This window comes from Chloroflexaceae bacterium (assembly GCA_025057155.1).
Classification (GTDB): domain Bacteria; phylum Chloroflexota; class Chloroflexia; order Chloroflexales; family Chloroflexaceae; genus JACAEO01.
Map to the genome: position 1 here is coordinate 16774 of JANWYD010000027.1, position 25693 is coordinate 42466.

Sequence of the window (25693 nt, forward strand, 5' to 3'; positions counted from 1 at the left end):
TGCGACGGGCAACTTGCATTTTATGGAGGGAGGAGCTGTATGACAGAGCAGGAGTTTGAGGATCAATCCCCACGCATGGCGCAGAGCCATCTTGAACGCGCATACATGGAGGAGTATCTGCGCGGGCTCGGCCTGGGCTTCGATGATCTCCGGCTGCTTCCGACCGCCCAGGCGCGTGAGCTGCTGCGCGCCGCTTCGACCTATGCCTCGATGCGCCTGAGCGAGGTCGAGTCCCGTTCGCATCTGGTCGAAGAGCTCCACGGGGGTCCGCCGCCGATGTAAAGTGCGGAGACCTGGCGCGACCTCAGGATCGGCCAGGTCTCTCTCGCACATAGGCGGCGCCTTTGCCCACCTGGGTGTTAATCGGAACCCCGGCGGCGCAGAGCGGGCAGTCCTCGGCGCCATAACTTTCCAGCGGCACGTCAACCAGAGCAAACAGCTCCGGCACGGCCACGGTGTCTGCCGTGACGCCGCCCCGATTGCAAAGGGCTCCCACGCCGATCACCTCGCCGCCCGCCGCCTGTACTGCCTCGACCACCTGCCGCGCCGAGCCGCCAGTGGTCAGGACATCTTCAACCACCAGCACCCGCCGCCCTCGCGTCAGGGCGTCGTAGCCGCGCCGCAGCACCCGCCGTTTGCCCTCGGCGGCGGTTTCCTCCTCGGCATACACTGCCAGCACCTCGCGCCCCTCCAGCGCGCTCAGATGGTATGCCGTCCACTGGGCCAGGATCACTCCACCGATGGCGGGACCGGCGACCACCTCGACTCCCGCGCCGGTAAATCGCCTCGCGATCCGTTCGCAGACTGCGGCGGTCGCGGCGGTGTGCGGGTAGAGCGCGTCTTTATTGACATAACTGCTGCCATGGCGGCCAGAGGTGTACACCAGGTGGTCATTCGTGATCAGCGCGCCGACGCTGGCGAGCAGCGCCAGGATGTCGTCCCCGTTCATAGCGCCTCCGTTTCGATTTCGCGCAGGATTCGGGCCGCAGCGGCGGCCGGCCCCCCGACGTCTGACGGCGGGGCCGTAATCGGGCGCCCGATGACCAGGTAATCGGCCCCGGCCCGCAGGGCCGCGGCAGGGGTCATGACGCGCCGCTGGTCGCCGCTGGCGGCCCAGGCCGGGCGCACCCCTGGCGTGATAATCAGTAATCCGTCGCCGCAGGCGGCGCGGATCGCTGCGACCTCGTGGGGCGAGGCCACCACCCCGTCCAGCCCGCAGTCCTGCGCCAGGCGCGCCAGGCGCGCCACGTGTTCGGCCAGGGGCGCCTCGACGCCCAGTTCATCGCGCAGGGCCGCCTGGTCTACACTGGTCAGCACGGTGACGCCGAGGAGCAGCGGGCGCTGCGGGGCGGCGCGGGCGGCTTCGACCGCGGCGCGCAGCATCGCCGCGCCGCCCTGGCAGTGCAGCGTCAGCATCTGCACCGCCGGACCGAACGCACATACGGCGCGCACGGCCCCGGCCACGGTGTTGGGGATGTCGTGCAGCTTCAGGTCGAGGAACAGGCGCCCTCCGGCGGCGGCGATGGCCTCCGCCACCCGGGGCGCGCCCGCGGCCGTACACAACTCCAGGCCGACCTTGAAGCCCCCCGCCAGCGGCTGCACCTCGCGCACCAGCTCGAGGGCAATGTCGAGGCGGCTCACGTCGAGGGCTACCAGGATGCGCTCCCGTGGCGCCAGGTGCTGAGGGGCAGGGGATAGTGCCATAACCTCATACCATTTTGGATTTTAGATTTTGGATTGGCGCGGATCTAGCCAGCTGCATTCACCTTCGCCCCCTCAACCTACAATCCCAATCCAAAATCCAAAATCGTACTACCTTGCCCGCAGCAACCCGCGGCAGATGCGTCCGGGCAGTCCCGGTCCTTCGTAGACCAGGCCGGTGTACACCTGCAACAGGGCGGCCCCGGCGTCGAGCATACGCCGGGCATCGTCGAGACCAAAGATGCCGCCGACGCCGATGATCGGCAGCCTGCCGCCACTCTCGCGGGCTACGAAGCGCACTACGCGCAACGCGAGGGGATGCAGGGGCCGCCCGCTGAGGCCGCCGCTCTCGGCGGCTCGGGCGCGGTCGGCGGGGGCCAGCCCGTCTCGGCAGATGGTTGTGTTGGTGGCGATGATGCCGGCCACTCCCGTCTCGGCGCATACTTCCAGGGCCTCGGCCAGCGCCGGCTCGGCGAGGTCGGGGGCCAGTTTCACCAGGACGGGCCGCGGGCGGACGTCGCGCTCGCGGGCCAGGCGCCGGTTCTCGCTCTGCAGAGCGGTCAGCAGCCCATGCAGGTGCGCGCGATCCTGGAGGGCGCGCAGCCCCGGCGTGTTGGGCGAGCTGACGTTGACCGCGAAGTAGGCCCCGTAATCGAAGAGCAAACGAAAGGAGCGCAGGTAGTCCTCCACTGCCTGCTCGAGGGGCGCGCGCTGCGACTTGCCGATGCTGATGCCCAGCGGCGCCGGCAGCGGCGGCCGGGCGGCGAGACGGGCGGCCAGGGCGTCGGCGCCGGCGTTGTTGAAGCCCATGCGGTTGATCAGCGCCTGGCTGGCCGGCAGGCGGAACAGCCGCGGGCGCGGATTGCCCGGCTGGGCCGCGGCGGTGACCGTGCCGACTTCCACGTGGCCGAAGCCGAGGGCCATCCAGGCCGGCAGGGCAACGCCGTCTTTATCCATGCCGGCGGCAAGACCGATGGGGTTGGGGAAGCGCACCCCGAAGACCGTGCGTTCCAGGGCGGGATGGCGGCAGGCCAGCAGGCGCTCGCAGGCCCGCAGCGCCGGTCGCCAGCGTGAGAGGAACGCCAGGGCCGCCAGCGCGCGCTCGTGGGCTGTTTCGGCGTCGCCCCCGTGCATTCGGAAAAGGACGGGACGGAGCAGGTGTTTGTAGAACATAGCGGGCGCCTGCGCTGCCGGCGCCGGTTGTGAACTTCAGACTCAAAACGGTTCCAGACCCGCCTCGGAGAGCGCATCGGCGAAACGCTCGACATCGCCCACGCGCCTGAGCGTCTCCACCTGTTCGAGGAGCTTGCGCCGGTCGGCCGTGTCGGCGATAACCGCCCGTTCAATATACTGGCGCAGGTAGATCTTGAGGATCTCCATCTGTTCCGCGGTCAGTTCATCGTTCCGCAGATAGGTCTCAACCGCGTCGGCCAGCCGTCCCGTGGTCTCGTTCATCCAGAAGCGAGGGGGTCGGGGCACGTTGAACGGGTAAGGGTAATCGGGATTCTCAACAAAGATGAGCGGACCGATCTGTTCTGACATACATTATTGACCTGTTCATCCACTGATAAGGAGATGGGCCGCCTGCACCGCTGCGGAGGCAGGACAGCCTCGCCGACAGAATTGATCTTCACCTCCACGCCTCCAACAGGGCGGGTCGTTCACGCCGGGGGCGTTCATCGGCGCATCCCCAGGGTATCGTAGAGCCGGGGGTAATCGAAGTTGGCTTCAAGCAACTCGGTGAAGCGGCGCAGTTTGGCGTCCTCGTGGAAGCGCACCCGGCCAAAGAGACGTTCTGCCCGTTCCACCGTGGCCAGGGTATCGTCGGGGACGACGATCAGCGGCACCTGCAGGTCCCCGGCGCGATCCACAACCTCGGACGCCGGCTTGAAGTTGCCGGTAAGCACCAGAGCGCTGGTATGAGTCTTGAGGGCGGCGAGTTGCAGATCGGCGCGGTCGCCGCCGGTGACCACCACCTTATTGCCGCGGCGGCGGAAGAAGGGTAGGCTGGCCTCGGCGCTCATCGCGCCGATCATCAACGTCTCGGCGACGCGGGAACACCACTCGCGCTGGCCGATCAACTGCCCGCCGAGATGCATCAGCAGTTCCTCGATGCTGACGCCCGCCAGGGTCGGGTCGCGGGGCAGCACGGCGAAGACGGGAATGCCCCGGCGCTCCAGGAATGGCACGACCCGGTTGCGGACAAACTCGAACTGCGCGTCCTCCACCTGGTTGATCAGCACCCCCAGCAGCCGTTCGCCCACGTAGCGTTGCACCGAAAGCACCGTATCTACGCTCAGCGTCGAGTCGTAGCGCGTTACCAGCAGGCCAGGCGCCTGGAGCAGATCGGTTACCTGATCCGCTGAAAGATCCACCAGAGCGCCTTCCGACCACGTGTTTGTGCCCTCGAGGACGATGATGTCCTTATCGCGCGAGACATTCAGGTAGGCGTCGCGCAGGATGCGCGTATAGCTGGGGTGCTGTCCACGGAGGATCGCCTCGACCACGCCAGGGGTGATCAGCACGGGGACGATCTGGTCAAGCGGCTCGCTCAGAGCCAGCATCTCGCGAATGAAGGCGGCGTCCTCGTCCATCACGGCGCCGGAGGCGCCAGCCACCGAAACGCTCACCGGCTTCATGTACCCGACGCTGAAGCCGTCGCGCTGCATGCGACGCAGCAAGCCGAAGCAGACGGCGCTTTTGCCGACGAACGTCTCGGTTGACGCAACATACAGCGTAGCCATGCTCTGCCTCCGTGGGACGGGGTGTGCCTGTCGCGCGGGGTGCTGTTGATTCAGGGTGGCACGCCTCCCGGCGGCGCTCGCAACCCGGATGTGTGACGACAGAAGCGAATATCTCGCAGCCGCCACACGCGCTGGCGACCGGCGCGGCTCTGGCGCGCATCCGGGCGTTCGCGGGTAAGCGCCGGACACGCTGCGGTCTGGACGTTGTGTGGTGACATCATACCCTACACCAGCGGGATCTGCAAAGGGGTGTTGGGAAGAGAGGCGTCCACGTTCACCGTATATGTATTCACCGCCGAGGGCGCAGAGAGTTGCACCAAGCCCATTCTCCGCGTTCCTCTGCGCACTCGGCGGTAAGTCTGAAGTGGTGAGCGGCCAGGCGCCTCAGGCTATGCCGCCGGAGGCGGGCTTTGCGGGGCATGCCGCGCTCCTGCCGGGGGAAGTCTGCTAGAATTGAAGCGGAAAGGGTTCGAGAGGGCGCGGCTCTCTCAAGAAAATGAGGGAATACCAATGCCAGCCCTGCCACGCAAGCCCGAAGTGATGAGCCCCGCCGGCTACTGGCCGCAACTGCGCGCCGCCATTGAGGCAGGCGCCGATGCGGTCTACTTCGGCCTCAAACACTTCTCGGCCCGCGCCAAGGTGGGTTTCACCCTCGCCGAGCTGCCCGAGGCGCTGCGCCTCTTGCACAGCCGCGGTGTGAAGGGCTACGTCACCTTCAACACCCTGGCCTTCGACCACGAGCTGGCCGAGGCGGCCCGCGTGGCTGCGGCGATTGCCGAAGCCGGGGCCGATGCCGTCATCGTGCAGGATCTCGGCCTGGCCCGGCTGGTGCGCGCCATCGCCCCCGAAATGGAGGTGCATGGCTCGACCCAGATGTCCATTACCAGCGCCGAAGGGGTGGAACTGGCCCGCGAGCTGGGGGTGAGCCGGGTCGTCCTGGCCCGCGAACTGTCGCTGGACGAGATCCGCAGCATCGTCGTCGCGACTGATGTGGAAGTGGAGATCTTCGTCCACGGAGCGTTGTGCGTCTCGTACTCGGGGCAGTGTTTTTCCTCGGAGGCATGGGGCGGGCGCAGCGCCAATCGCGGGCAGTGCGCCCAGGCATGCCGCCTGCCCTACGAGTTGATCGTTGATGGCGCGCCCCGCCCCCTTGGTGACGCGCGCTACCTGCTCTCGCCAGGCGATCTCTCCGCGCTGCGCTTGATGCCAGAGATCGTCCGTCTGGGCGTTGCGGCGCTGAAGATCGAGGGTCGTTACAAGGACGAGAACTACGTCGCCCTGGCCACCAGCGCCTACCGCAAGGCGGTGGACGAGGCCTGGGCCGGCCTGCCGCTCAGTCTGTCTCCCGCCGAGGAACTGCGACTGGAGCAGGTGTACTCGCGCGGGTCCGGGCCGTTCTTCCTCGGCGGAACCAATCACCAGGCGGTCGTGCGGGGGCGCGCGCCGCGCCATCGGGGGGTGCTGGTGGGCCGGGTGGTGCGGGTGCTGGCCGATCGGGTGCTGATCGCCCCTGAGTCGGCCATGGCGATCGCTCCGCTGAAGCCCGGCGACGGGGTGGTGTTCGATGCTGCCGACCGGCGCAGCCCTGAAGAGCCGGAGGAGGGCGGGCGGGTCTACCACGTGCGCCCCGCCCGCGACGGGTTGCTGGAGGTCGAGTTTGGCAACCAGGCGGTGAACTATCGCCGGGTGCGGGCCGGCGATCTGCTCTGGCGCACCGACGATCCCGAGGTGGAGCGGGCCGCGCGGCCCTTCACCCGGCCCGCCGCCCCCGCGCGACGGCAGCCCGTGGCGGTGCGGGTCACCGCCCGCGCCGGGGCGCCGCTGGAGCTGGTCTGGCGCCTGGTGGAGCGTCCCGATCTGTATGTCACGGTGCGTTCCCCCGAACCGCTGGCGACGGCCCTGCGCCATCCCCTGACGCTGGAGGACCTGCGCGCGCAGCTTGGACGGCTGGGAACCACTCCTTACACCCTGGCAACACTCGAGACCGATATCGCCGGTGCGCCATTCGCGCCTGATTCGCTGCTCAACACCCTGCGCCGCGAGGCGGTGGAGCAACTGGCGGCCTTGCAGGCCCGGCCCCGCTCCGGGCCGGTGGCCGAACCGCAGGCGGCGCTGGCGGCGCTGCTGGCAGCCAGCCGCGCGGCCCCCGCGCCCGCCGATGCGTCGCCGCGCCTCCATCTGCTGGTGCGCACCCCCGAGCAACTCGAGGCGGCTCTGGCCCTGCGCCCGGCCCCCGCAAGCATCACCCTCGACTACCTGGATCTATACGGGCTGCGTCCGGCGGTCGAGCGGGTGCAGGCAGCGGGCATCCCCGCGCGAGTGGCCAGCCCGCGGGTGCTCAAGCCCGGCGAGGAGCGCATCACACGCTTCTTGCTGAAGCTGGGCTGCGGCATTCTGGTGCGTTCGACGGGCCTGTTGCACGCCCTGCGCCACGTCGAGGCGCCGCCGCTCACCGGCGATTTCAGCCTGAACGCCGCCAACCTCCTCAGCGCCGCCACGCTGCTCGACCTGGGGCTGGAGCGCCTCACGCCCACCCACGACCTGAACGCGGCGCAGGTCGCCGACCTGGCGCGGGCGCTCGGGCCGGGGCGCACCGAAGTGGTGGCCTACCAGCACCTGCCGGTGTTCCACACCGAGCACTGCGTCTTTTGCCGCTTCCTCTCCGCCGGCACGAGCTACAAGGACTGCGGGCGTCCCTGCGAGCGCCACCAGGTGACCCTGCGCGACCAGCGCGGGCGCGAGCACCCGGTGCTGGCCGATGTGGGCTGCCGCAATACCGTCTTCGGGGCCGAGGCCCAGACGGCCAGCCGCCATCTGGCGGCCTGGCGCGCGGCGGGCATTGTCCACTACCGTCTGGAGTTCGTCCACGAGAGCGGCGCGCAGGTCGCAGCCGTGGCGACGGCCTTCCGCGAAGCGCTGGAGGGGGTGATCGGCGAACGGGAGTTGGAGCGCCGTCTGGCGCCGATCGCGCCCCAGGGCCTCACCGAGGGCAGCCTGTTCGTGCCCGCCGGTCACACGGTGATCCCGTTGCTGGATTAATGTCGCTGGAGGGAGGGTTTCAGGGAGGGCGCAGGCTCTCCCGAAATGTCTTCTAAGCGCTTATTAGTAGTCTGTAAAGGAAGTTTCCCGGCCTTTCCGCCCCCTTCCCGGCCTCCCCCCGTTGGGGGGAGGAGCCGGACTCCCTCCCCGGCGGGGGAGGGCTGGGGAGAGGGCGGAGTTGCCGAAAAACTTCGTTCACAGAGTGCTCAGTAGTCTGTAAAGGAAGTTTCCCGGCCTTTCCGCCCCCTTCCCGGCCTCCCCCCGTTGGGGGGAGGAGGCGGACTCCCTCCCCCAGCGGGGGAGGGGTGGAGAGGGGGCGGAGTTACTGAAAACCTTCGTTCACAGAGTGCTCAGTAGTCTGTAAAGGAAGTTTCCCGGCCTTTCCGCCCCCCTCCCGGCCTCCTCCCGTTGGGGGGAGGAGCCGGACTCCCTCCCCCAGCGGGGGAGGGTTGGGGAGGGGGCGGGTTCAGCAAAAAACTTCGTTCACAGACGACGTATAGCGTTTCTCGAAACGATTGACCCGCTCAGTGTTCTCAGAGGCTCCTCGTCCTCAGGGGATCAAGCATTCCCGCCAGTGCTCTAAGCCGCGCCGATCAACTGCTCGGCGATAATCGCCGATGAGAGCACCCCGGGGATGCCCGCGCCGGGATGGGTGCCTGCGCCCACAAAGTAGAGGTTCTCAAACTCCTCCGAGCGGTTGTGGGGGCGGAACCAGGCCGACTGGGTCAGGATTGGCTCAAACGAGAAGGCCGAGCCGAGGAAGGCGTTCTGCTGCCGGGCGAAATGGCGCGGATCAACCATCGTCTCGACCACGATGTTCTTGCTCAGATCGGGCATGTAGCGCTCCTCGAGGAAGCGCACGATAGCGTCGCGGTAGGGCCGCGCCGCGACCGACCAGTCGATGCCCGCGCCCAGGTGCGGCACCGGCGAGAGCACATAGAACGACTCGCCGCCCTCGGGGGCGAAGGAGGGGTCGTTGAGCGACGGAATGTGCACGTAGAGCGAGAAGTCGTCGGCCAGCCGCTTGTGGTGGAAAATATCCTCCAGCAGGCCCTGGTAGCGCTCGCCGAAGATGATATTGTGGCGCAGCAACGATCCGTCGTCGTAGCGGCGGCGCGTGCCGATGTAGATCACCACCAGCGACATGCTGTACTTCTTGCGTCGCAGCCGCCGGTCGGTGAAGTAGCGCCGGTGACGGGGCGCCACCAGGGTGCTGTAGGTGTAGGCGACGTCGGCGTTGGAGACTACCGCGTCGGCGCGGCGCACGATGCCATCGGCCAGGCGCACGCCGATCACCCGCCGACCCTCGATGACGATCTCGCGCACCGGGCTGTTCAGGTGCAGCGTGCCGCCTAACTCGTCAAAGAGCCGGGCCATCGCCCGCACAATCGCCCCTGTGCCGCCCACGGCGTAGTGGATGCCCCACTCCCGCTCCAGGTAGTGCACCATGGCGTAGATGGACGAAGCATCGAAGGGGTTGCCGCCGATGAACAGCGGGTGGAACGAGAAGCAGCGGCGCAGAAAATCATCGCTGATGAAGCGCGATACGTAGCGATAGGTGCTCAGGTACGATTGGAGGCGCATCAGGTCGGGGGCGACGCGGAGCATATCGCCGATGTTCAGGAAGGGCTTGTCGGCCAGTTCCAGAAAGCCCTTCTCGAAGATCGGCCGGGTGCTGGCCATAAAACGGCGGTAGCCCTCGACATCGGCGGGGTTGAAACGGGCGATCTCTCGTTCGATGGCCTCCTCGTCGCCTGAGTAGTCAAAGTGCTTGCCGTCCTTGTTGAAGAGACGGTAGTAGGGCTGGCAGGGACGGAGTTCGAAGTAATCCTCGCGGCGGCGCCCGGCGACCCGCCACAGGTCGTCGAACATAAACGGCGCGGTGATAACTGTGGGTCCGGCGTCGAAGCGGTAGCCGTTGCGCTCGATGACGTAGGCTTTTCCTCCTGGTTGATCGGCTTTCTCGAAGATCTCGACGCGATGGCCTCGGGCAGCGAGCCGAATGCCCGCGCTGAGTCCGCCAAAGCCCGCGCCGATGATGATGATGTGTTGCTGCATGGTTGCTCCCTACAGACGAAACTCCTGAGGCAGGATCACGGTTTTACAGGTGTGGCGCCGTTCGCAGGATTCTGCTTCCCGCCTTCCCCACCGCCAGGGTGAGGCGCCTGGTTCTCTCCTCCAGCAGCGGAGGGCCAGGGAGAGGGCAGGTCGGCGTGAGACCGTGATGTAAACCATTGGCCTTTCTGAAACCTCGTTTACTGGCTGGTTGGACGGGTGCGGGAACCCGGGTTTCTCCCTGTCCCTGCACAGAGCCCCCTTCAATGCCTCTCCAGGCCCTTACCAGATCCTTACCAGACGCTTGCATGCGCCTTACACTGGCGTGCTAGCATGCCTCGCGGAACTTTGAAATGTTCGTCACAAACAATTGTGAGGAGCCTTCAATAATGCTGCGACGTCTCTTCGGCGGTCCTGCCGCCGCCACTACGATAGCCACAATCACCGCGCCGGAACTGAAACGCCGTCTCGATGCCGGCGAGCGTCTCTTCTTGCTCGACGTGCGCTCCGCCAACGAATACGCCTACGATGGGCACATTGTCGGCGCGCACCTGCTGCCGTTGCCGATGCTCTCGATGCGTCTCAATGAACTGCCCAGGGACGCCCCCATCATCTGCATCTGCCGCTCGGGCAACCGCAGCGGCGTCGCCGCCGAGCAACTGGCCCGCCAGGGCTTCAGCGACGTGACCAATCTCACCGGGGGCATGGTGGCCTGGGCCCGCGCCGGCCTGCCGATGAAGCGTGGATAGCCCGTCTGCTCTCTTCTCAGGTGTAGGGTTTTCCGGCCCATCCTCGCGTCGCATGCGCCATCCGGGGCATCGGGACGCCCAAATCCTCCCTCTCCCGCTCGCGGGAGAGGGAGGCGGGGGGGTAAGGATCGTAAGCGCATCGGAATGCCAAAAACCCCTTCTCGCTTAAAAAGCCCTACACCTGAGAGCGTCTGCCTTCTGCCCTGGCACGGGCGCGGGAAACCGCGTTTCCCGCCTGTCTGTCGAAATAATCACATGCCGCCTGTGCTCGTCTCGCTGCGAGCAGCAGCGAGCGTTGCGGCTGTCCGGTCGCGCCACGGTGCGGGCCAGGCGCCGCGGGCGGGCTGCTGTCGCTCGCCCTGCCCTCCTCGCCGGATGAGTATATAATACGTCCATGAGTAACACAGGCGTGATTCTGGTCGTTGATGACGAGGCCAGTATCCGAACGATCGCCAGGGCCTACCTGGAGCAGGCAGGTTTCCGCGTCCTCTGCGTGGATAATGGCCCCGATGCGTTACGACTGGCCGAGGATGATTCGCCGGATCTGATCCTGCTCGATCTGAACCTGCCGGGGATGGACGGCATGGAGGTTGCCGCGCGCCTCCGCGAGCGCTCGGATGTCTTCATTCTGATGCTTACGGCGCGGAGCGAAGAGGCCGACCGCGTGGCCGGCCTGCGGATTGGCGCGGATGATTACCTGACCAAGCCCTTCAGTCCCCGCGAGCTGGTGGCCCGCGTCGAGGCCATCCTGCGGCGGCGGCGCGGCATGCCGCTGCGCGACAATCGTCTACGCTTCCGCCATGTGCTGATTGACCCTGACGCCCGTGAGGTCCAGGCCGGGGGCCAGACGCTTGAATTGAGCCCGACCGAGTTCGACGTGCTGCTGGCCCTGGCCCGCCACCCCAACCGCGCCCTCAGCCGCGAGCAGTTGATCGATCTGGTCTGGGGGGCTGATTTCTACGGCACCGACCGGGTAGTTGACGTGTATGTCGGCCAGGTGCGGCGCAAGCTGGAGGCGGCCACCGGCGCGACGCTGATTGTCACCGTTCGCGGCGTCGGCTACCGCTTTGTGGACGAGCGGTTATGAGGGCGTTTGCACAACTGCGCTGGCAACTCATCGCCGCCCAGATGCTGGTGGTGGTGGTAGGCGTGGTGGTGCTGGCCGTCGCTGCTGACCGGCTGGGCAGCCAGATCTTCGCCGCTGAACTGCGCGCGCAACTCGAGGGCGTCCCGATAGCGGAGCGCGCTGCAGTCGAAACGGCCCTGCTCGGCAGCTTCCGCAAGGCTACCGGGCAGGCCCTGCTGGCCGCCGCGGCCGCCGCCGCCGTGGTGGGGCTGACGACCAGCGTCCTGCTCCTGCGGCAGATCCTCCGCCCGCTGAACGAGATCGCCCGCAGCAGCCAGCGCATCGCCGAGGGCCGCTACGACGAGCGTGTGGCCGTGCCTGCCAGCGACGAGCTGGCGATCGTCGCCGCCAGCTTCAACCAGATGGCCGAAAGCCTGGAACGGGTGGAGCAGCAGCGGGTGGCGCTGATCGGGAATGTGGCCCACGAACTGCGCACGCCCCTCGCCGGCATCGAAGGCTTCCTGGAGGGTTTGATTGACGGTGTCTTCGGCCCCGAGCCGTCCGTCTTCGGCGACATGCAGCACGAAGTGCGGCGCATGCGCCGCCTGATTGACGACCTCCAGACCCTTTCCCACGTCGAGGCCGGCCAGGTGAGCCTGCATCTGGCCGAGGTGGACCTGGTGGAACTGGCCCGGCGCGTGGTCAACCAGTTGCGCCCGCAAACGATCACGAACTGTCTCGAACTGCGAGTGCTCCCTGAAACGCCCACGCTGATCGTGCGCGCCGATCCGGATCGTCTGGCGCAGATCCTGCTGAACCTGGTGGGCAACGCCATTCGCTACACCCCCGAAGGCGGCTGTATTACCGTGCGCCTTGGCGTTGAAGGCCCCATGGCCCGCGCCGAGGTGATTGACACCGGCATTGGCATCCCCCCCGAAGACCTCCCCTACATCTTCGAACGCTTCTACCGCGTTGATCGCTCCCGTTCGCGCGCCAGCGGCGGCAGCGGCATCGGGCTGACCATCGCCCGGCACCTGGCCTGGGCCATGGGCGGCGAGCTGACGGCTCAGAGCGCCGGCCCGGGCAAGGGCAGCACGTTCACCCTGACCATGCCTCTGAGGTGAAACAGGCAGAGTTGGGAATGCGCCCGCTCAGAGCAACGTTGTTCCCTGGATGCTGTAGCGCAACCTGGAGGGTTGCGCTACAGGGTTAATCCAGGTCATGATTTGAAAACCCTGTGTCACTGCAACAATCTGGTAAGCTCATCGTTCTATCATTGCGACAACAACCTGTCGGCCGGTTTCACCCCTCGGAAAGGAGCCACAGCGCCAATGTCCGCAATCGCCCTGGGGATTATCTTCGGCTTTCTCGGCTGGTTCTTCGTCCGCTACGTCCTCTTTGGCTTCTATACGGTGGATCAGAATGAGCGCGCGGTGAAGACGATCTTCGGTCGCGCCGAGCGTCTGCCCCTCTCAGCCGCTACGGAGGATCCCTTTACCGAGTACCTCCGCCCCGAGGAGCGCGATCGCTACCGCTACCCGCAGGTGCGCGTCATTCAGCCCGGAGTGCACTTCAAGTGGCCCTGGGAGCGCATCCACAAGGTCTCCATCGCCACCCAGACGGTGAACATGGCCCTGGATCTGGAAGATCCGCGCGCCAACCGCGGGGGCACGGTGCTGGAGGCGGTCACCAAGGATCAACTCAACGTTGGCCTGAAGGGGCAGATCCGCTACCGCGTCTCGGAGCGCCACCTCTACGCCTACCTGTTCGGGGTAAAGAATCCGGTGGTGCACGTGATGGGCTACTTTGTCTCCATCCTGCGGGAACGCATCGCCGGTTTCGAGGCGCCCCCCGCCCCTGGCGGTAATGGGGCCTCTCAGCCGACTGACGCCAGCGCCGTGAGCGGCGTCTCGATCAACGACCTGCGCAAAAATCTCCGCGACCTGAACGAGTTGATGGACCGCGAGTGCCTCTCCTCGCCCGCCCGCTATGGCGTGATTCTCGAAGCCTCGCTGATCACCGAGATTGACGCCCCGCCCGAGGTCGAGTCGGCGATGGCGGCGATTAACACCGCCCACAACCAGGTCTCGTCGGACATCAGCCTGGCCCAGGCCGCCGCCGACCAGAAGATCGTCCAGTCGAAGCGCGCAGTGGAGATCGAAACGCTGAAGGCCCAGGCCGAGGTCGAGCCGCTGCTGGCCCTGGCCGAACAGTTGCATGCCCTGCGCGCCAGGGGGCCGAACGCCATCGCCGCCTATTTGCGGAACGTGCGCCTGGGCCTCTTCCGCCAGGCCGAGCGCGTCATTATGGAGGTGGAGCGATGATCAGCCTGATGTTGTTCGTTACCACCGCTTTCATCAGCTTTATCTTCGCGCCGGTCGTAATTGCGCTGACGCTCGGCCTGGCCCGGCTGTTTGGCCTGTATACGACCGTGCAGGAGGGCACCTGTCACGTCTACGTGCTGTTTGGCAACGTCATCGGCGTGATCAGCGAGCCGGGGTTTCACTTCCTGCCCGCGCGCCTCGGCGCGGCCGCATTCATCGTGCGGCTCCTCGGCGAACGCAAGGTGCTGGATATGCGCCTCAACCAGCGCTATCTGCGCAGCCAGCCGGTGAATTCCGAGGAAGGCGCGCCAATGGGCATTGGCGTGTGGTACGAGATGGCAATCAGCGACCCGGTGGCCTACCTCTTCCGCAACACCGATCCGGAAGGGTCGCTGGCCGCCAATGTGAGCAATGCCGTGGTGCGCACCCTTAGCAACATGCCCCTGGCCGAAATGCTTGAGAATCGCCACGCTATGAGCCAGGCCGTGCGGGCCGAGGTGTCGCCGAAGTCAATGGAGTGGGGCTACCGGCTCGGGTCGGTGTATGTGCGTAAGGTCCACTTCCGCGATGCGGGCATGATCCGCCAGATCGAGGCCAAGGTGGTGAACCGCCTGCGCCAGGTGACCTCGGCCATTCTGCAGGACGGCGCGAACCAGGTGAGCATTATCACCAGCACCGCCGAGCGGCAGGCGGCCATCGCCTTCGCCCAGGCCCAGGCCATCCGCCCGCAGATCCTCGGCAAGGCGCTCAATGCCATCAATACCGACCGGGAGGTGGCCGAGGCCCTCTTTACCATTCTGGAGACGCAGAACCTGATCGAGAGCGGAGCGAAGGTGACCCTCATCCCCCGGCTGAACGAATCCTCCCTCCTGCCCGATCTTCTTGCCGCTACGCCGCCTGCCAACCACAGCGCCAGGTCGCAGCCAGCCGGGTGAGGTGCAGGCGACAGGCAGGGTGTGCTGGAGCGGGGTCAGGGGCGCCGCTTGTCCTGACCCTGCTCTCGTTGCCGTCCTGTCACGGATAGTGCGCGACTCTCTACGTCGGGTGGATCCGTTTAGATGTACAATAGCAAAGTTGGGGTGAACGCAACGCACGCTACGGAGAGACGTCGTTTCCCCTCGCCGCTGCTGGTTGTGCGACGCGAAACTGTCTGGATTACGCGCAGGTTTTGATGATACGCGGCTTTGCCGTGTAATGAGGAGAGGAGGTCGCGTATGGGTCCGGGAATGAAGCGCGTATGGTCGTTCGCCGCGGTGGTCGCGGCGATCATCGCTGTGCTGGTCGCGGGCCCGGTGTTCGCGGCGGAGTTTGGCTCAGGCGATATCTACCGCCTGCCGGCTGGCCAGGTGATCGAAGATGACCTGACCGTGATGGCTCAGGAGATCTACATTGACGGCAAGGTGGACGGCGATCTGGTGGCGATGGGCGCCTATGTCGAGATCAACGGCGTGGTCACCGGCGATGTGCTGGCCGCGGGCGCGGAGGTGCGGATCAACGGCGTGGTTGAGGACGATGTGCGCGCGGCGGGTGCAGGGGTGATCGTCACTGGCAGAATTGGCGACCACCTCTTTGCCGCGGCCGGTGGTGGAGAGGGGGCCTTCAGCCCCGCGCAGGTCAGCGGCCGCAGCGTGGTGCAGGGTGTACGCATTGAGCGCGGCGCGACGGTGGGCGGCTCGGCCTACATGTTTGCCGGTGAGGCGCTGATTGACGGCGCCGTTGCCGGAGACTTGCAGGCCGGCGCCGGCACGGTGATCCTCAACGGCCAGGTAGGCGGCGACGCCGCCCTTGATGTGGGCAAGATCACCATTGGCGATAGCGCGCGGATCGGGGGTGTGCTGAGCTACACTGCGCCCGAAGCGGCGAGTGTGCCGCCAGGCGTGGCCGGCGACGTGCGCTTTGAGCAGCGCGAGCAACCGCAGACCACGCCAGCGCCAGCGTTCCGGCCCGGGCAGATCCTGCGACCGCTGCTGATGCTGGCCGGGTTCGCGCTGCTGGGCTGGCTCCTGCTGCGCTTTGCGCCTGATGCGCTGCGGCGCCCGGCACAGGCCCTGGCGCTGCGACCGGGGCAGGCGGCGCTCTACGGTATCGCTGCGCTGGCGCTGCTCTTTGCCATACCCTTGCTCTCGATCCTGATCTTCCTGGCCATCCTGCTGTTCTGGGGCTGGTTCCCGGCGCTCATGTTTGCCGTGCTGCTCACGGCTGCTCTGGTGCTGGCCTGGACGCTAAGCCCGCTCATCACCGGCCTGTGGGCCGGGCGGGCGCTGCTGCGGGCCGCCGGGCGCGAGGCGGGCGATTTCCTCGCCCTGTGCCTTGGCGTGCTGCTCATCGTGTTGCTGAGCCTGATCCCCTGGGTGGGCTGGCTGGTGGGGCTGGTCAGCCTGGTTCTGGCCCTCGGCGCGCTGATCGCGGCGCGGCGCGGGGCCTTTGACGTGCCGGTGACGACGGCGACCCCGGCGCCGACGCCGGTGTAGACGGTGGTTTGGGAGCGCTCCTCACCCACCCCCGCCGCGCTGCGCTCGGCGCCCCCTCCCTCGCCACCGGCGGTGGCGAGGGAGGGGTCCGGGGTTCTCAGGTGTAGGGTTTTCCGGCGCTGCTCGCGTCGCATGCGCCATCGGGGGCCTTGGGACGCCCAACTCCCCCTCTCCCGCTCGCGGGAGAGGGGGGCGGGGGGTGAGGATCGTAAGCGCATTGGAATGCCAAAAACCGCTTCTCGCTCGAAAAACCCGACACCTGAGAGGTCGGGGGGAGGGTGAGGACGACGCTACTCACCCGTCCCCGCGAATGATCGCCAGCACTTCATCGCGGCGGGCGGCCATCTCTTCGGGCGAGGCGATCGACTCCAGGTTGAGGCGGATCAGCGGCTCGGTGTTCGAGCCGCGCACGTTGAAGTGCCAGGTGTCGTAGCTCACCGAGACGCCGTCAAGGCGCTCGACCCTGCCATCGGCGTAGCAGGCGGCGATCTCGTCGAGTTTGGCGGGCACGTCGCGCACCTTCGAGTTGATCTCCCCCGAAATGAAATACTTCGCCTCCAGCTCGGCGAGCAGCACGCTCATCCTGACGCCGCGCTTCGCCAGCAGTTCCATCAACAGCAGCGACGGAATAATGCCCGAGTCGGCGTAGAAGAAGTCGCGGAAGTAGTAATGGCCGGTGACCTCGCCGGCGAACACCGCGTCTTCGTTGGCCATGCGCCGTTTGATGAAGGCATGGCCGACCCGTTCCATCAGCGGGATGCCCCCGCTGGCGCGGATCAGGTCGGGCACGGCCCAGGAGGCGCGCACATCGTAGATCACTCTGGCGCCGGGGGCCTTCTCCAGCAGATACTGCCCAAGGATCGCCGTCAGAAAATCGCCGGAGATGAAGCGCCCTCGATCATCAACGGCGAAGAAGCGGTCGCCGTCGCCGTCGAAGAGGAAGCCGATGTCGAAGCCTTCGGCGGGCACGCGCGCCTGCAACTCGGCGCGGTTCTCGGGTTGCAGGGGATCGAGGCCGTGGTTGGGCAGCGTGCCGTCTGGTTCCAGGTACATGCCGGTAAAGATGATCGGCAGGCGGCGGTAGATCTCCTGGAGGATGGGGCCAACCATGCCGTTGCCGGTGTCGGCGATGACCCGCAGGGGGCGGCCCAGGGCCCCGCCGTTTTCCAGCGCCGCTACGTCAATCAGCGAGAGCGCCTTGGCGATGAACTCCTCCTGGAAGTCGTAACGCCTGATGGCGCCCTTGCGCGTGGGTTGGGGAAAGGCTTCGCTCTCAACGAGCCGGCGCAGGTCCTGAATGCCCTCGTCGCCGCTGAGCAGGTAGGGCATCTGGCGCACCATTTTGAAGCCGTTGTACTCCTTGGGGTTGTGCGAGGCCGTGACCATCATGCCGGGCAGCCCGAGGGTGGCGCAGGCGAAGTAGTACTGGTCGGTGCTGACCATGCCGATGTCGGCCACGTCGGCGCCCTGGTCGGCAATGCCGCGGGTGACTGCCTCGAACATTGCCGGGCTGGAGGTGCGCATATCACGCCCGACAATAACTGTCTCGGCGCCGAGAAAGGTCACAAAGGCCCGCCCGATAAGATAGCCGATCGTTTCGTTCAAATCAGAGGGATAGATCCCGCGAATGTCGTAGGCTTTGAAGATTCCCGGGTTGACCTGCACAATTGCGCTCCTTCCGCAGAGAGTGATCGTGCCGGGGGCATGCTACCACATGCGGGTGAACGGCGGCGTTTCCGGTAACGGGACGAGGGTTGACAGTTTGTTCAGGGTGGGAGGATGAGAGGAAGCACGGGTTGCTTGGGCCCCGGTCTGTCGGGCAACAGACCTGAGCGTAACCCTCCAGGCTGCCCGCAGGCGGACCTGGTTCCCCCGCGCCCCGCCTCACCCGCCCTGTTCGAGGGCCAGCACCTCGCGTCCGAGCAGGCCGAGCAACACGTCGTAGGGGTAGCTGTTCTCGGGATGGTGCTCCATGCGCCCGCGCTCGAAGTACTGCACCCAGTAGCGGCGACCCTCGATCAGTTCCTCGAAGACGGGGGAGATCGGGTAGCCGAACCGCTCCAGACCCCCGTTACGCTGCCAGTGTCCGAGGAACCAGCCGCATACGTTGAAGCCGGTTTGCGGAAAATAGACGCACTCAAGCGAGTCAATCGGCTGCTCGCGGGGGAACTGTTGCCAGGGCCGGCCGGTCAACTCCAGGTACCGCGCGCCGAGGCGTCCAGAAGTTACCAGACCGTCGCGCTGGATCTCCAACCGGCTGCGTTCGAACCACTGCGCCTGCAACGAACGGCCCTCGACGATCTCCTGGCGCCGGGGCGTAATAGGATAACCGAAGATGGGAAGGCCGCCGTTGCGCTCCCAGCAGGCGCGGATCAGCCCGCTGATGCAGTGGCCGGTTTCGGGAAAGCAACGCTGACCTCTCTGAGCAGCAGTGGGTTTGGCTGCCAGGGCCGTTAGCATCATGGCGAGGATCGTCAACACGGTCAAGAAGTGGCGATGCATAGATCTGGCTCCTCCACCCCCTCCCCCAGCGCTCTCAGGTGTGGGGTTTTTGAGCGAGAAGGAGTTTTCGGCATTCCAGCGCGCTTACGACCCTCATCCCTGCCTCCCTCTCCCTGAGAGGGAGAGGGGGGAGTTGGGCGTCCCAAGGCCCCGGATGGCGCATGCGACGCGAGCATGCGCCGGAAAACCCTACACCTGAGAACTCCCCCAGCGGGGGAGGGCCGAGGAGGGGGCGGAAATGCAAGGAAACGTAGTTCACAGACTATTAAACCTTGAGTCGAGCGGCGAATACAATATACGAAACGTGACAAAAACTCGTACAGCGGCTGAGAAGACGGCATAGAGCTGGCTGCGGAGGACAAAATGGCCCGGCGACAGATTGTTACGGCGCTCCTGATCGCCCAGGTGGCGGGCGCCATTACGATCACCATCGGCCAGATGCTCAAAGACATGCGTGAGCCGACCTTTGCGATCGGCGTTGTGGCCACCCTGCTGGCCCTCGGTATCCTGGCCGCCTACCGGCGCGGCTTGGAGGCGGCACTGGTGGTGAACATCGTGGCGGTCACCATAGCCGTAGGTCTGGGAACGCCTGAGAGATTCGTGCGCGAGTATTCGGCGCTGGTGGTGCTGGCGCCGCCAGCGGTGGCGCAGGTACTGGCCGGGCCGCGCTGGATTCTGGGCAGCGCCCTGGGGTTGCTGGTCATCCTGTCGCTGCGCGCCGGGCCGGAGGCGCGTTTTCTGAGCGCCTATACGAACGACCTGCGCACCCTCGGGAGCTTCGCCCTGGTGGTGACCTGTATGCTCCTCAGCCGCCTGGTTGCCGATACCGCCCTGCGGGAGGCCACGGCGAACGGCGCGCGGGCCGAGGAGGCGCTGCGCCGCGCCGATGATCAGGCGATCGAGTTGCGGGCGCAGGCCGAGGCGTTACGCGAACAGAACCAGCGCCAGCAGCGCCTGCTCGACCTGGTGGCAAGGCTGGAAATCCCGGCGGTGTCCCTGGCCGAAGGGGTCTTGCTGGCGCCCATTGTCGGCCCGATTGACGAAGGGCGCGCCGACGCGCTGGTGGAGCGCCTGGTGCGGCACGCCAGCGAACAACGGGCGCGCCTGGTGGTGCTTGACGTTGCCGGGGCCTCGGATGTCAACGCCGACGCGGCGCGGGCGCTGGGCGGCGCGGTGGAGGCCCTGCGCCTCATCGGCTGCCGGGTGGCGATCAGCGGGATCTCCGCCGCGACCGCCAGCGCACTCGCCGAGAGCCAGGTATCGTTCAACGGCGCAGCGACCGTGCGGACGCCGCGCGAGGCCCTGGAGCGCGAACGGGCGCTCTGATATGACAATAGCCGATAACCGATAGCCGATAGCCCGCCGGCAGTCGTCCGTAGGCGCGGCCTGGAGCCGCGCATCAGCGCGTGGCGTGCGGCTGTATGAAGATTTGGAATGAGATCCGGTATAGCCTGGAAAGGCGGGCTTCGCATCGGTAGAACGCTGCCGCAAGGATCGGCACAGGCTTTCGCTACACCCCCGCCCCCTCCCCAACCCTCCCCCGCTGGGGGAGGGAGGCCGGCGCCTCCCCCCAACGGGGGGAGGCTGGGAGGGGGGCGGAAATGCCACGCAACTTGCTGTACAGACTACTTATGTAGTCATAGTGTAGTTCGCGTTGCAACTTTGCGCCTTTGCCTCATCCTTATCTCCGCTGGCGCAGCCGTGGACGAACCTACGCGGCGAGTTCCTCCTCCCGACGGAACTGGCTGGTGTACAGGGCGTAGTAGGCCCCTCGCAGGGCCAGCAACTCTTCGTGCGTGCCGCGCTCGACGATCTGCCCGCCCTGCACCATCAGCACCAGGTCGGCGTTGCGGATGGTGCTGAGGCGGTGGGCGATGACGAAACTGGTGCGCCCCTCCAGCAGCGTGTCGAAGGCCCGCTGGATCAACCGCTCGGTGCGCGTATCCACGCTGCTGGTGGCCTCGTCGAGGATCAGGATGCGCGGGTTGGCCAGCACCGCGCGGGCAATAGCGATCAACTGGCGCTGCCCCTGGCTCAGGCCGGCGCCCCGCTCCCCCAGCCGCGTCTGATAGCCCTCGGGGAGCCGGGTGATGAAGTCGTGGGCCATGGCCAGTTTCGCCGCGGCAATCACCTCGTCGTCCGCGGCATCGAGACGACCGTAGCGGATATTGTTCATTACCGTATCGGAGAAGAGGAAGGTGTCCTGCAAGACGATGCCGATCTGGCTGCGCAGGCTTGCCGCGGTCACCTCGCGTACATCGTGGCCGTCAATCGTCACCCGGCCCCGGCTGACGTCGTAGAAGCGCGGGATGAGGTTGATGATCGTCGTCTTGCCCGCCCCGGTCGGCCCGACGATGGCCACCATCCACCCCGGTTCAGCAACGAAACTGATCCCCTTCAGCACCGGCTCGCCTGGCTTGTACTCGGCCCAGACCTCCTCGAAGGCCACCCGGCCGGTGATCGGCGGCAGCGGCCGGGCGTCGGGACGATCGACAATGTCGGGCGTCTCGTCGAGCAAGCCGAAGATGCGCTCGCCGCCGGCAATCGCGCTTTGAATGTTCGTCCAGAGCACCGCGATCTGCTGGATGGGCTGGTTGAAGCGTTGCACGTACTGAATGAAGGCGAAGACCGTGCCCAGCGAAATGACCGTCGTGCCCAGCAGCGGCTGGTTGCGCAGGGCGCTCAGGCCGCCGACGACGACGACGATAGCGATGGCCAGGTAGCCCAGGGCTTCCAGCACCGGATTGAGGGCGCTGGTGAAGCTGGCCGCGCGCACGTTGGCGTCGCGATTGGCCGCATTGGCGCGCCGGAACTGCTCGATGACCTCCTCTTCGCGGCTGAAAGCCTGCACCTCGCGCGCCCCGGCGATGCTCTCCTGCAACCCGGCGTTGACGCTGCCCATCTCCTGGCGGCTGCGCCGAAACGCCCGCCGCGCCTGCCGCGAGAAGTAAAATGTCGCCCAGGCCATCAGCGGCAGCACGCTCAGGCTCAGCAGGGCATAGGGAACGTTGGTTTGCAGCATCAGCGCCCCGGTGATCGTCAATTGCAGCATGCCGCTCACTACGCTCAGCAGGGCGAAGCCGAGGGTCTGCTGGATGGTGTCGGTATCGTTGGTGATGCGGCTCATGATGTTGCCGGCCTCGTTGCGGGTGTAGAAGCCCAGCGAGAGGCGGTGGATCTGGGCGAAGGCGTCCTGGCGGATCCGGCGCAGGGCGCGCTGCCCGGCCCAGTTCAGGGTGAAGAAGGCCAGACCCTGGAGCAGCGAGCCGGCAGTAAACAGCAGCGCCAGGATCGCCACCAGGCGCCCCAGGCCGGCCAGCCGGGCCTGCACGTCGAGGCTAACGGCTGGCGGATCGATCCAGCAGGCCGCCGGATTGGGCGCCAGGTAGCAGTCAACCGCCTGGCCGATCACTGGCGCCGTGGCTACCTGCAGGGTAGTGGCAACGATGATCAGCGCTACGGTCAGCACAATTGCGTACCACCAGGGGCGGAAGTAGCTCCAGAAGCGCGCCAGCGTTGCGCCGACCCGCTTCGGCTTCTGGGTTTCCTGGTTGAGCAGGCGGGCGGGGCCGCCTGGACCTCCTACCATCATCTGAGTGTTCCTTGTTGTCTATGGTGTCAGGCGCTCCGGCGCTGGTTGGGAAGATGGGGAAACCAGGTTTCCCCGCGCCCCGGCCTCGCGGTGGAGGCGGGGAACCCGAGGTTCCCCACGCCCCTGCCTCGTGGTAAAGGCGGGGAACCCGGGGTTCCCCACGCCCCTGCCTCGTGGTAAAGGCGGGGAACCCGGCGTTCCCCGCGCCGCTGCCGGGTGGGGCGCCCGGCGTCCCAACACTGGTTGGTAAGGTGGGGACCCCGGGTTTCCCCACGCCCCTGCCATCTGGGGGAGGCGGGGCAGCCGGGGTTCCCCACGCCCCTGCCTCGTGGTGGAGGCGGGGCAGCCGGGGTTCCCCACGCCCCTGCCTCGTGGTGAAGGCGGGGAACCCGGGGTTCCCCACGCCGCTGCCGGGTGGGGCGCCGGGCGCCCCCACGCCGGTTGGCAGGCGGGCGAGCCGGGTTTCCCCGCGCCCCTGCCTCGTGGTGGAGGCTGGGCAGCCGAGGTTCCCCACACCCCGGCCCGGCTGGGTTTTCAAGGTGACCCCGTGGCCTCGCTCGTATCCGCCACCAGTTGCGAGTGGTAGATCTCGGCGTAGATGGGGCTGTTCTCCATCAATTCGGCGTGCGTGCCGCGGGCCGCGACGCGCCCGTTGTCGAGCACGATAATCTGATCAGCGTGTAACACGGTGCTGATGCGCTGGGCGATGACGAAGCTCGTGCGCCCCTTCATCAAACGCTCCAGCGCGCGTTGAATGGTCTGCTCGGTCTGCAGGTCAACGCTACTGGTCGAATCGTCGAGGATCAGCAAGCGCGGGTTGAGCAGCAGCGCGCGGGCGATGGCGATGCGCTGCCGCTGCCCGCCGGAAAGGGTCACCCCGCGCTCGCCCACGCGGGTGGCGTAACCTTCAGGGAAGCTCATGATGAAGTCGTGCGCTGCCGCCGCCCGCGCCGCAGCGATCACCTCCTCATCACTGGCCTCGGGCCGCCCGAAGGCGATATTGTCGCGGATGCTGCCGCTGAAAAGATTGGTCTCCTGCAGCACGATTCCGATCTGCGAGCGCAGGCTGTCAATGGTTACGTCACGCACATCGTGGCCGTCAATCAATACCGCCCCTTCACTCACGTCGTAGAAGCGGGGGATGAGATTGATGATGCTGGTCTTGCCACTGCCGGTGGCGCCGAGCAGGGCGATGGTCTGCCCCGGTTCGGCCACGAAGCTGACGTCGCGCAGCACCGGTTCGCTGTTGCCGAAGTAACGGAAGGCGACATTGCGGAACTCGACGCGCCCCTGGATGGGCGGCAGCGGATAGGCGTCGGGGCGTTCGCTGATCTCATTTTCGGTGTCGAGCACCTCGAAGATCCGATCCGCCGAGGCCGCCGCCTGGGCCATCAGAGCGATGATAAAGCCCAGCTGGCCCAGCGGGAAAAAGACGTAGACCAGGTAGAGGCTGAACTTTTGATACTCGCCCAGGTTGAGTGTGCCGCCCAGGATCTGCCGCCCGCCGAAGTAGAGGATGGCCGCCTGGCCGATCTGCGCCACCAGAAAGACCACCGGGAACAGGAACGAGAAGACCCGGCTGACGCGCAACTGCTGGGCCATCAGATCCGTGGCCGCCGCGTCGAAGCGGCGTTGCTCATACGGCTCGCGAGCGAAGGCTTTCACTACCTTGATGCCGGCCAGGTTCTCCTGCAAGATCGTGTTGAGGGTCGCCAGCTTCTGTTGCACCACGGCGAAGAGCGGCTGGATTACACGCCCGAAAGTCACAAAAATCACCAGGGCGATCGGCAGCAGGGGCAACACCACCAGGGTCAGTTGCAGGTTGGTGAAGGACAGCACTACAAGCGCCCCGCCCAGCAGCAGAAAGGCCTGGACGCTCATAATCAGGCCCTGGGCGATGAAGGTGCGTAAGCGCTCGACATCATCGGTGGCGCGAATCATCAGTTGCCCGGTCTGGTTCCGGTCGTAGTAGCTGAAGGAGAGGCGCTGGATCTTCTCGAAAAGCGCGTTACGCAGATCGAAGGCCAGTCCCTGCGAGGTGCTCTCCGACATGAAGGCCTGGAGGAAGGAAAAGACGCCTCGCAGCACGGCGAAGAGCAGGATCAGCGCGGCGCCGTTGAGGATGACCCGCTCGGCGACGGCCAGGCTGGCGTTGGCCCGGGTCACGGCCTCGATCATGTTCTGCACTACCTGGGGCACGGCAAGCTGAGCCAGGGTGGCAATCACCAGGGCGACATAGGCGATCAGGGCGCTGCGGCGCTGATTGCCGAGGTAGCTGATGGCGCGTAGCAGGCTGCGGCCCCGCCCGGCGCCGCCGGTGGCCCCTATGGACGCGGGCGGATTCATCTGAGCTTGCAAGGTGATTTCCTTGTTGGTTAAGAACCTATCTACAAAACCGGGTTGTCCGATTTTTTGCCGGGAGGGCGTACTACTCTGTGAACTACGTTTTTCGGTAACTTCGCCCCCTCCCCAACCCTCCCCCGCTGGGGGAGGGAGTCCGGCGCTTCTCCCCAATGGGGGGAGGATGGGAGGCGCTGGCCGCCGCCTCGACGCTCGGCTACGAGGCCTCTCCCCAATGGGGGGAGGTTGGGAGGGAGGCGGAAATGCAAGGAAACTTCGTTCACAGACGAGTAGCCCGCCCGAACCCTCCCCTCAGTCAGTTATCCGCTTTCTTTCCTGGGAGGGTGTGGCCCTCCCAGTCCCTCCAGACGCTCCTCGCCGGCGCGAATGGCCCGTTCCAGCAGATCGAGCAACAGGTTCTGCTCGTTCGGGCAAAGCCCGGACAGGAACTCGCCCATACGCGCCATCTGCTCTGCGATAACCTGCGCCTGCAACGCCTCGCCAGCGGGGGTCAATTCAAGCAGCACCACGCGGCTATCATCGGCGTGGGGGCGCCGCGTCACCAGTCCCGTCGCCGCCAGCCGCCGGGTCAGCGCCGTTACCGAGGGCGGGCTGATCCCCAGACGCCCGGCCAGTTCCTTCATCGCCAGCGGCCCCTCTGACTGCAGCAGACGCATAAGGCGAATGTGCGATGGTGAAAGGTGCAATTCGGTGAGCCGCTGAAAGGTCGGGCCGATCAACTGCGGGCGCAGGCGCTCGACCAGGCATAGCAGACGGTGCGCGTTATCGCGAGTCAGGTCCTCGCGATTTCGGGAGTGCAGCGGCATCGGGTGGCCCTTCGACGGTTCAGGCGATTAGTTAGATGAACTAATCATAAGGTATCGTACCACCACTGCGGTCGCTGTCAAGGAACGGCACGCCAGTTGGAGGGGTATGGGGAAACCGGGTTTCCCCATACCCCTGCCAGGGCTAATGCAACGTCTATGGGGCAAGCCCCAAACTCGATATGGTTCGTTGGGTTTTGGGGGGGGGGCCCCCCAAACCACCCCCAAAGAACCCGGAGGGGAGGGGGTGGCGGGCCCCACCCCCCCCCCGCGGGGGGGGGGGGGG

The 25693-nt window shown here is 66.5% G+C and carries 21 protein-coding genes; 9 read left to right on the forward strand and 12 right to left on the reverse strand.

The window, feature by feature from the left end:
- Window positions 1-39 precede the first annotated feature (39 nt).
- The gene (locus tag NZU74_18930) at window positions 40-282 is read left to right on the forward strand and encodes a hypothetical protein (protein ID MCS6883408.1); all 243 of its coding nucleotides are present in this window, start codon (window positions 40-42) and stop codon (window positions 280-282) included.
- A gap of 22 nt (window positions 283-304) precedes the next feature.
- Here NZU74_18930 and NZU74_18935 read toward each other — a convergent pair whose 3' ends face one another.
- The 6 genes from NZU74_18935 to NZU74_18960 all read right to left on the reverse strand — a co-directional run bounded on the left by NZU74_18935 (window position 305) and on the right by NZU74_18960 (window position 4666).
- Window positions 305-949, reverse strand: a complete 645-nt coding sequence (locus tag NZU74_18935; protein MCS6883409.1) for a phosphoribosyltransferase family protein — start codon at window positions 947-949, stop codon at window positions 305-307.
- Window positions 946-1704, reverse strand: a complete 759-nt coding sequence (gene pyrF, locus NZU74_18940; GenBank protein ID MCS6883410.1) for an orotidine-5'-phosphate decarboxylase — start codon at window positions 1702-1704, stop codon at window positions 946-948. The genes NZU74_18935 and pyrF overlap by 4 nt, the downstream gene beginning before the upstream one ends.
- Before the next feature lie 108 nt (window positions 1705-1812).
- Window positions 1813-2874 carry a quinone-dependent dihydroorotate dehydrogenase gene (locus tag NZU74_18945; protein MCS6883411.1) on the reverse strand — a complete coding sequence of 354 codons (1062 nt, stop codon included), beginning with the start codon at window positions 2872-2874 and terminating at the stop codon, window positions 1813-1815.
- Window positions 2875-2916: 42 nt separating this feature from the next.
- The gene (locus NZU74_18950; protein ID MCS6883412.1) at window positions 2917-3243 is read right to left on the reverse strand and encodes a hypothetical protein; all 327 of its coding nucleotides are present in this window, start codon (window positions 3241-3243) and stop codon (window positions 2917-2919) included.
- Between the two features lie 134 nt (window positions 3244-3377).
- Window positions 3378-4445, reverse strand: a complete 1068-nt coding sequence (locus NZU74_18955; protein ID MCS6883413.1) for a phosphotransacetylase family protein — start codon at window positions 4443-4445, stop codon at window positions 3378-3380.
- A gap of 50 nt (window positions 4446-4495) precedes the next feature.
- Entirely contained in the window at window positions 4496-4666 is a 171-nt protein-coding gene (locus NZU74_18960) for a hypothetical protein (GenBank protein ID MCS6883414.1), read from the reverse strand.
- Window positions 4667-4955: 289 nt separating this feature from the next.
- On the opposite strand from NZU74_18960, the gene NZU74_18965 reads away from it, so the two are divergent.
- Window positions 4956-7484 (forward strand): U32 family peptidase, encoded by a 2529-nt coding sequence (locus tag NZU74_18965; GenBank protein ID MCS6883415.1) that lies wholly within the window; start codon window positions 4956-4958, stop codon window positions 7482-7484.
- A gap of 579 nt (window positions 7485-8063) precedes the next feature.
- On the opposite strand, the gene NZU74_18970 is transcribed toward NZU74_18965, so the two are convergent.
- Window positions 8064-9542, reverse strand: coding sequence for a phytoene desaturase (locus tag NZU74_18970; protein ID MCS6883416.1), 1479 nt, complete (start codon window positions 9540-9542; stop codon window positions 8064-8066).
- 386 nt (window positions 9543-9928) lie between these two features.
- Here NZU74_18970 and NZU74_18975 point away from each other — a divergent pair, with 386 nt between their 5' ends.
- The 6 genes from NZU74_18975 to NZU74_19000 all read left to right on the forward strand — a co-directional run bounded on the left by NZU74_18975 (window position 9929) and on the right by NZU74_19000 (window position 16149).
- Window positions 9929-10288, forward strand: coding sequence for a rhodanese-like domain-containing protein (locus tag NZU74_18975; GenBank protein ID MCS6883417.1), 360 nt, complete (start codon window positions 9929-9931; stop codon window positions 10286-10288).
- Between the two features lie 394 nt (window positions 10289-10682).
- Complete coding sequence (locus tag NZU74_18980) at window positions 10683-11375, forward strand: response regulator transcription factor (protein ID MCS6883418.1); 693 nt, start codon at window positions 10683-10685, stop codon at window positions 11373-11375.
- The gene (locus NZU74_18985) at window positions 11372-12478 is read left to right on the forward strand and encodes an ATP-binding protein (GenBank protein MCS6883419.1); all 1107 of its coding nucleotides are present in this window, start codon (window positions 11372-11374) and stop codon (window positions 12476-12478) included. The genes NZU74_18980 and NZU74_18985 overlap by 4 nt, the downstream gene beginning before the upstream one ends.
- A 207-nt stretch (window positions 12479-12685) precedes the next feature.
- Window positions 12686-13678 carry an SPFH domain-containing protein gene (locus NZU74_18990; protein ID MCS6883420.1) on the forward strand — a complete coding sequence of 331 codons (993 nt, stop codon included), beginning with the start codon at window positions 12686-12688 and terminating at the stop codon, window positions 13676-13678.
- Window positions 13675-14613 (forward strand): SPFH domain-containing protein, encoded by a 939-nt coding sequence (locus NZU74_18995; protein MCS6883421.1) that lies wholly within the window; start codon window positions 13675-13677, stop codon window positions 14611-14613. The genes NZU74_18990 and NZU74_18995 overlap by 4 nt, the downstream gene beginning before the upstream one ends.
- A gap of 279 nt (window positions 14614-14892) precedes the next feature.
- Window positions 14893-16149 (forward strand): polymer-forming cytoskeletal protein, encoded by a 1257-nt coding sequence (locus NZU74_19000; protein MCS6883422.1) that lies wholly within the window; start codon window positions 14893-14895, stop codon window positions 16147-16149.
- Window positions 16150-16443: 294 nt separating this feature from the next.
- On the opposite strand, the gene NZU74_19005 is transcribed toward NZU74_19000, so the two are convergent.
- Window positions 16444-17814, reverse strand: coding sequence for a phosphomannomutase/phosphoglucomutase (locus NZU74_19005; protein ID MCS6883423.1), 1371 nt, complete (start codon window positions 17812-17814; stop codon window positions 16444-16446).
- 219 nt (window positions 17815-18033) lie between these two features.
- Window positions 18034-18651, reverse strand: coding sequence for a hypothetical protein (locus NZU74_19010; protein ID MCS6883424.1), 618 nt, complete (start codon window positions 18649-18651; stop codon window positions 18034-18036).
- A 363-nt stretch (window positions 18652-19014) separates the two neighbouring features.
- Here NZU74_19010 and NZU74_19015 point away from each other — a divergent pair, with 363 nt between their 5' ends.
- The gene (locus NZU74_19015; GenBank protein ID MCS6883425.1) at window positions 19015-19977 is read left to right on the forward strand and encodes an STAS domain-containing protein; all 963 of its coding nucleotides are present in this window, start codon (window positions 19015-19017) and stop codon (window positions 19975-19977) included.
- 385 nt (window positions 19978-20362) lie between these two features.
- Here NZU74_19015 and NZU74_19020 read toward each other — a convergent pair whose 3' ends face one another.
- The 3 genes from NZU74_19020 to NZU74_19030 form a co-directional block, all read right to left on the reverse strand.
- Window positions 20363-22243, reverse strand: a complete 1881-nt coding sequence (locus NZU74_19020; GenBank protein MCS6883426.1) for an ABC transporter ATP-binding protein/permease — start codon at window positions 22241-22243, stop codon at window positions 20363-20365.
- A gap of 534 nt (window positions 22244-22777) precedes the next feature.
- Window positions 22778-24601, reverse strand: coding sequence for an ABC transporter ATP-binding protein/permease (locus NZU74_19025; protein ID MCS6883427.1), 1824 nt, complete (start codon window positions 24599-24601; stop codon window positions 22778-22780).
- Window positions 24602-24903: 302 nt separating this feature from the next.
- A complete protein-coding gene (locus tag NZU74_19030; GenBank protein MCS6883428.1) occupies window positions 24904-25410 on the reverse strand; it encodes a MarR family transcriptional regulator in 507 nt (168 codons plus the stop codon).
- Window positions 25411-25693: the final 283 nt, after the last annotated feature.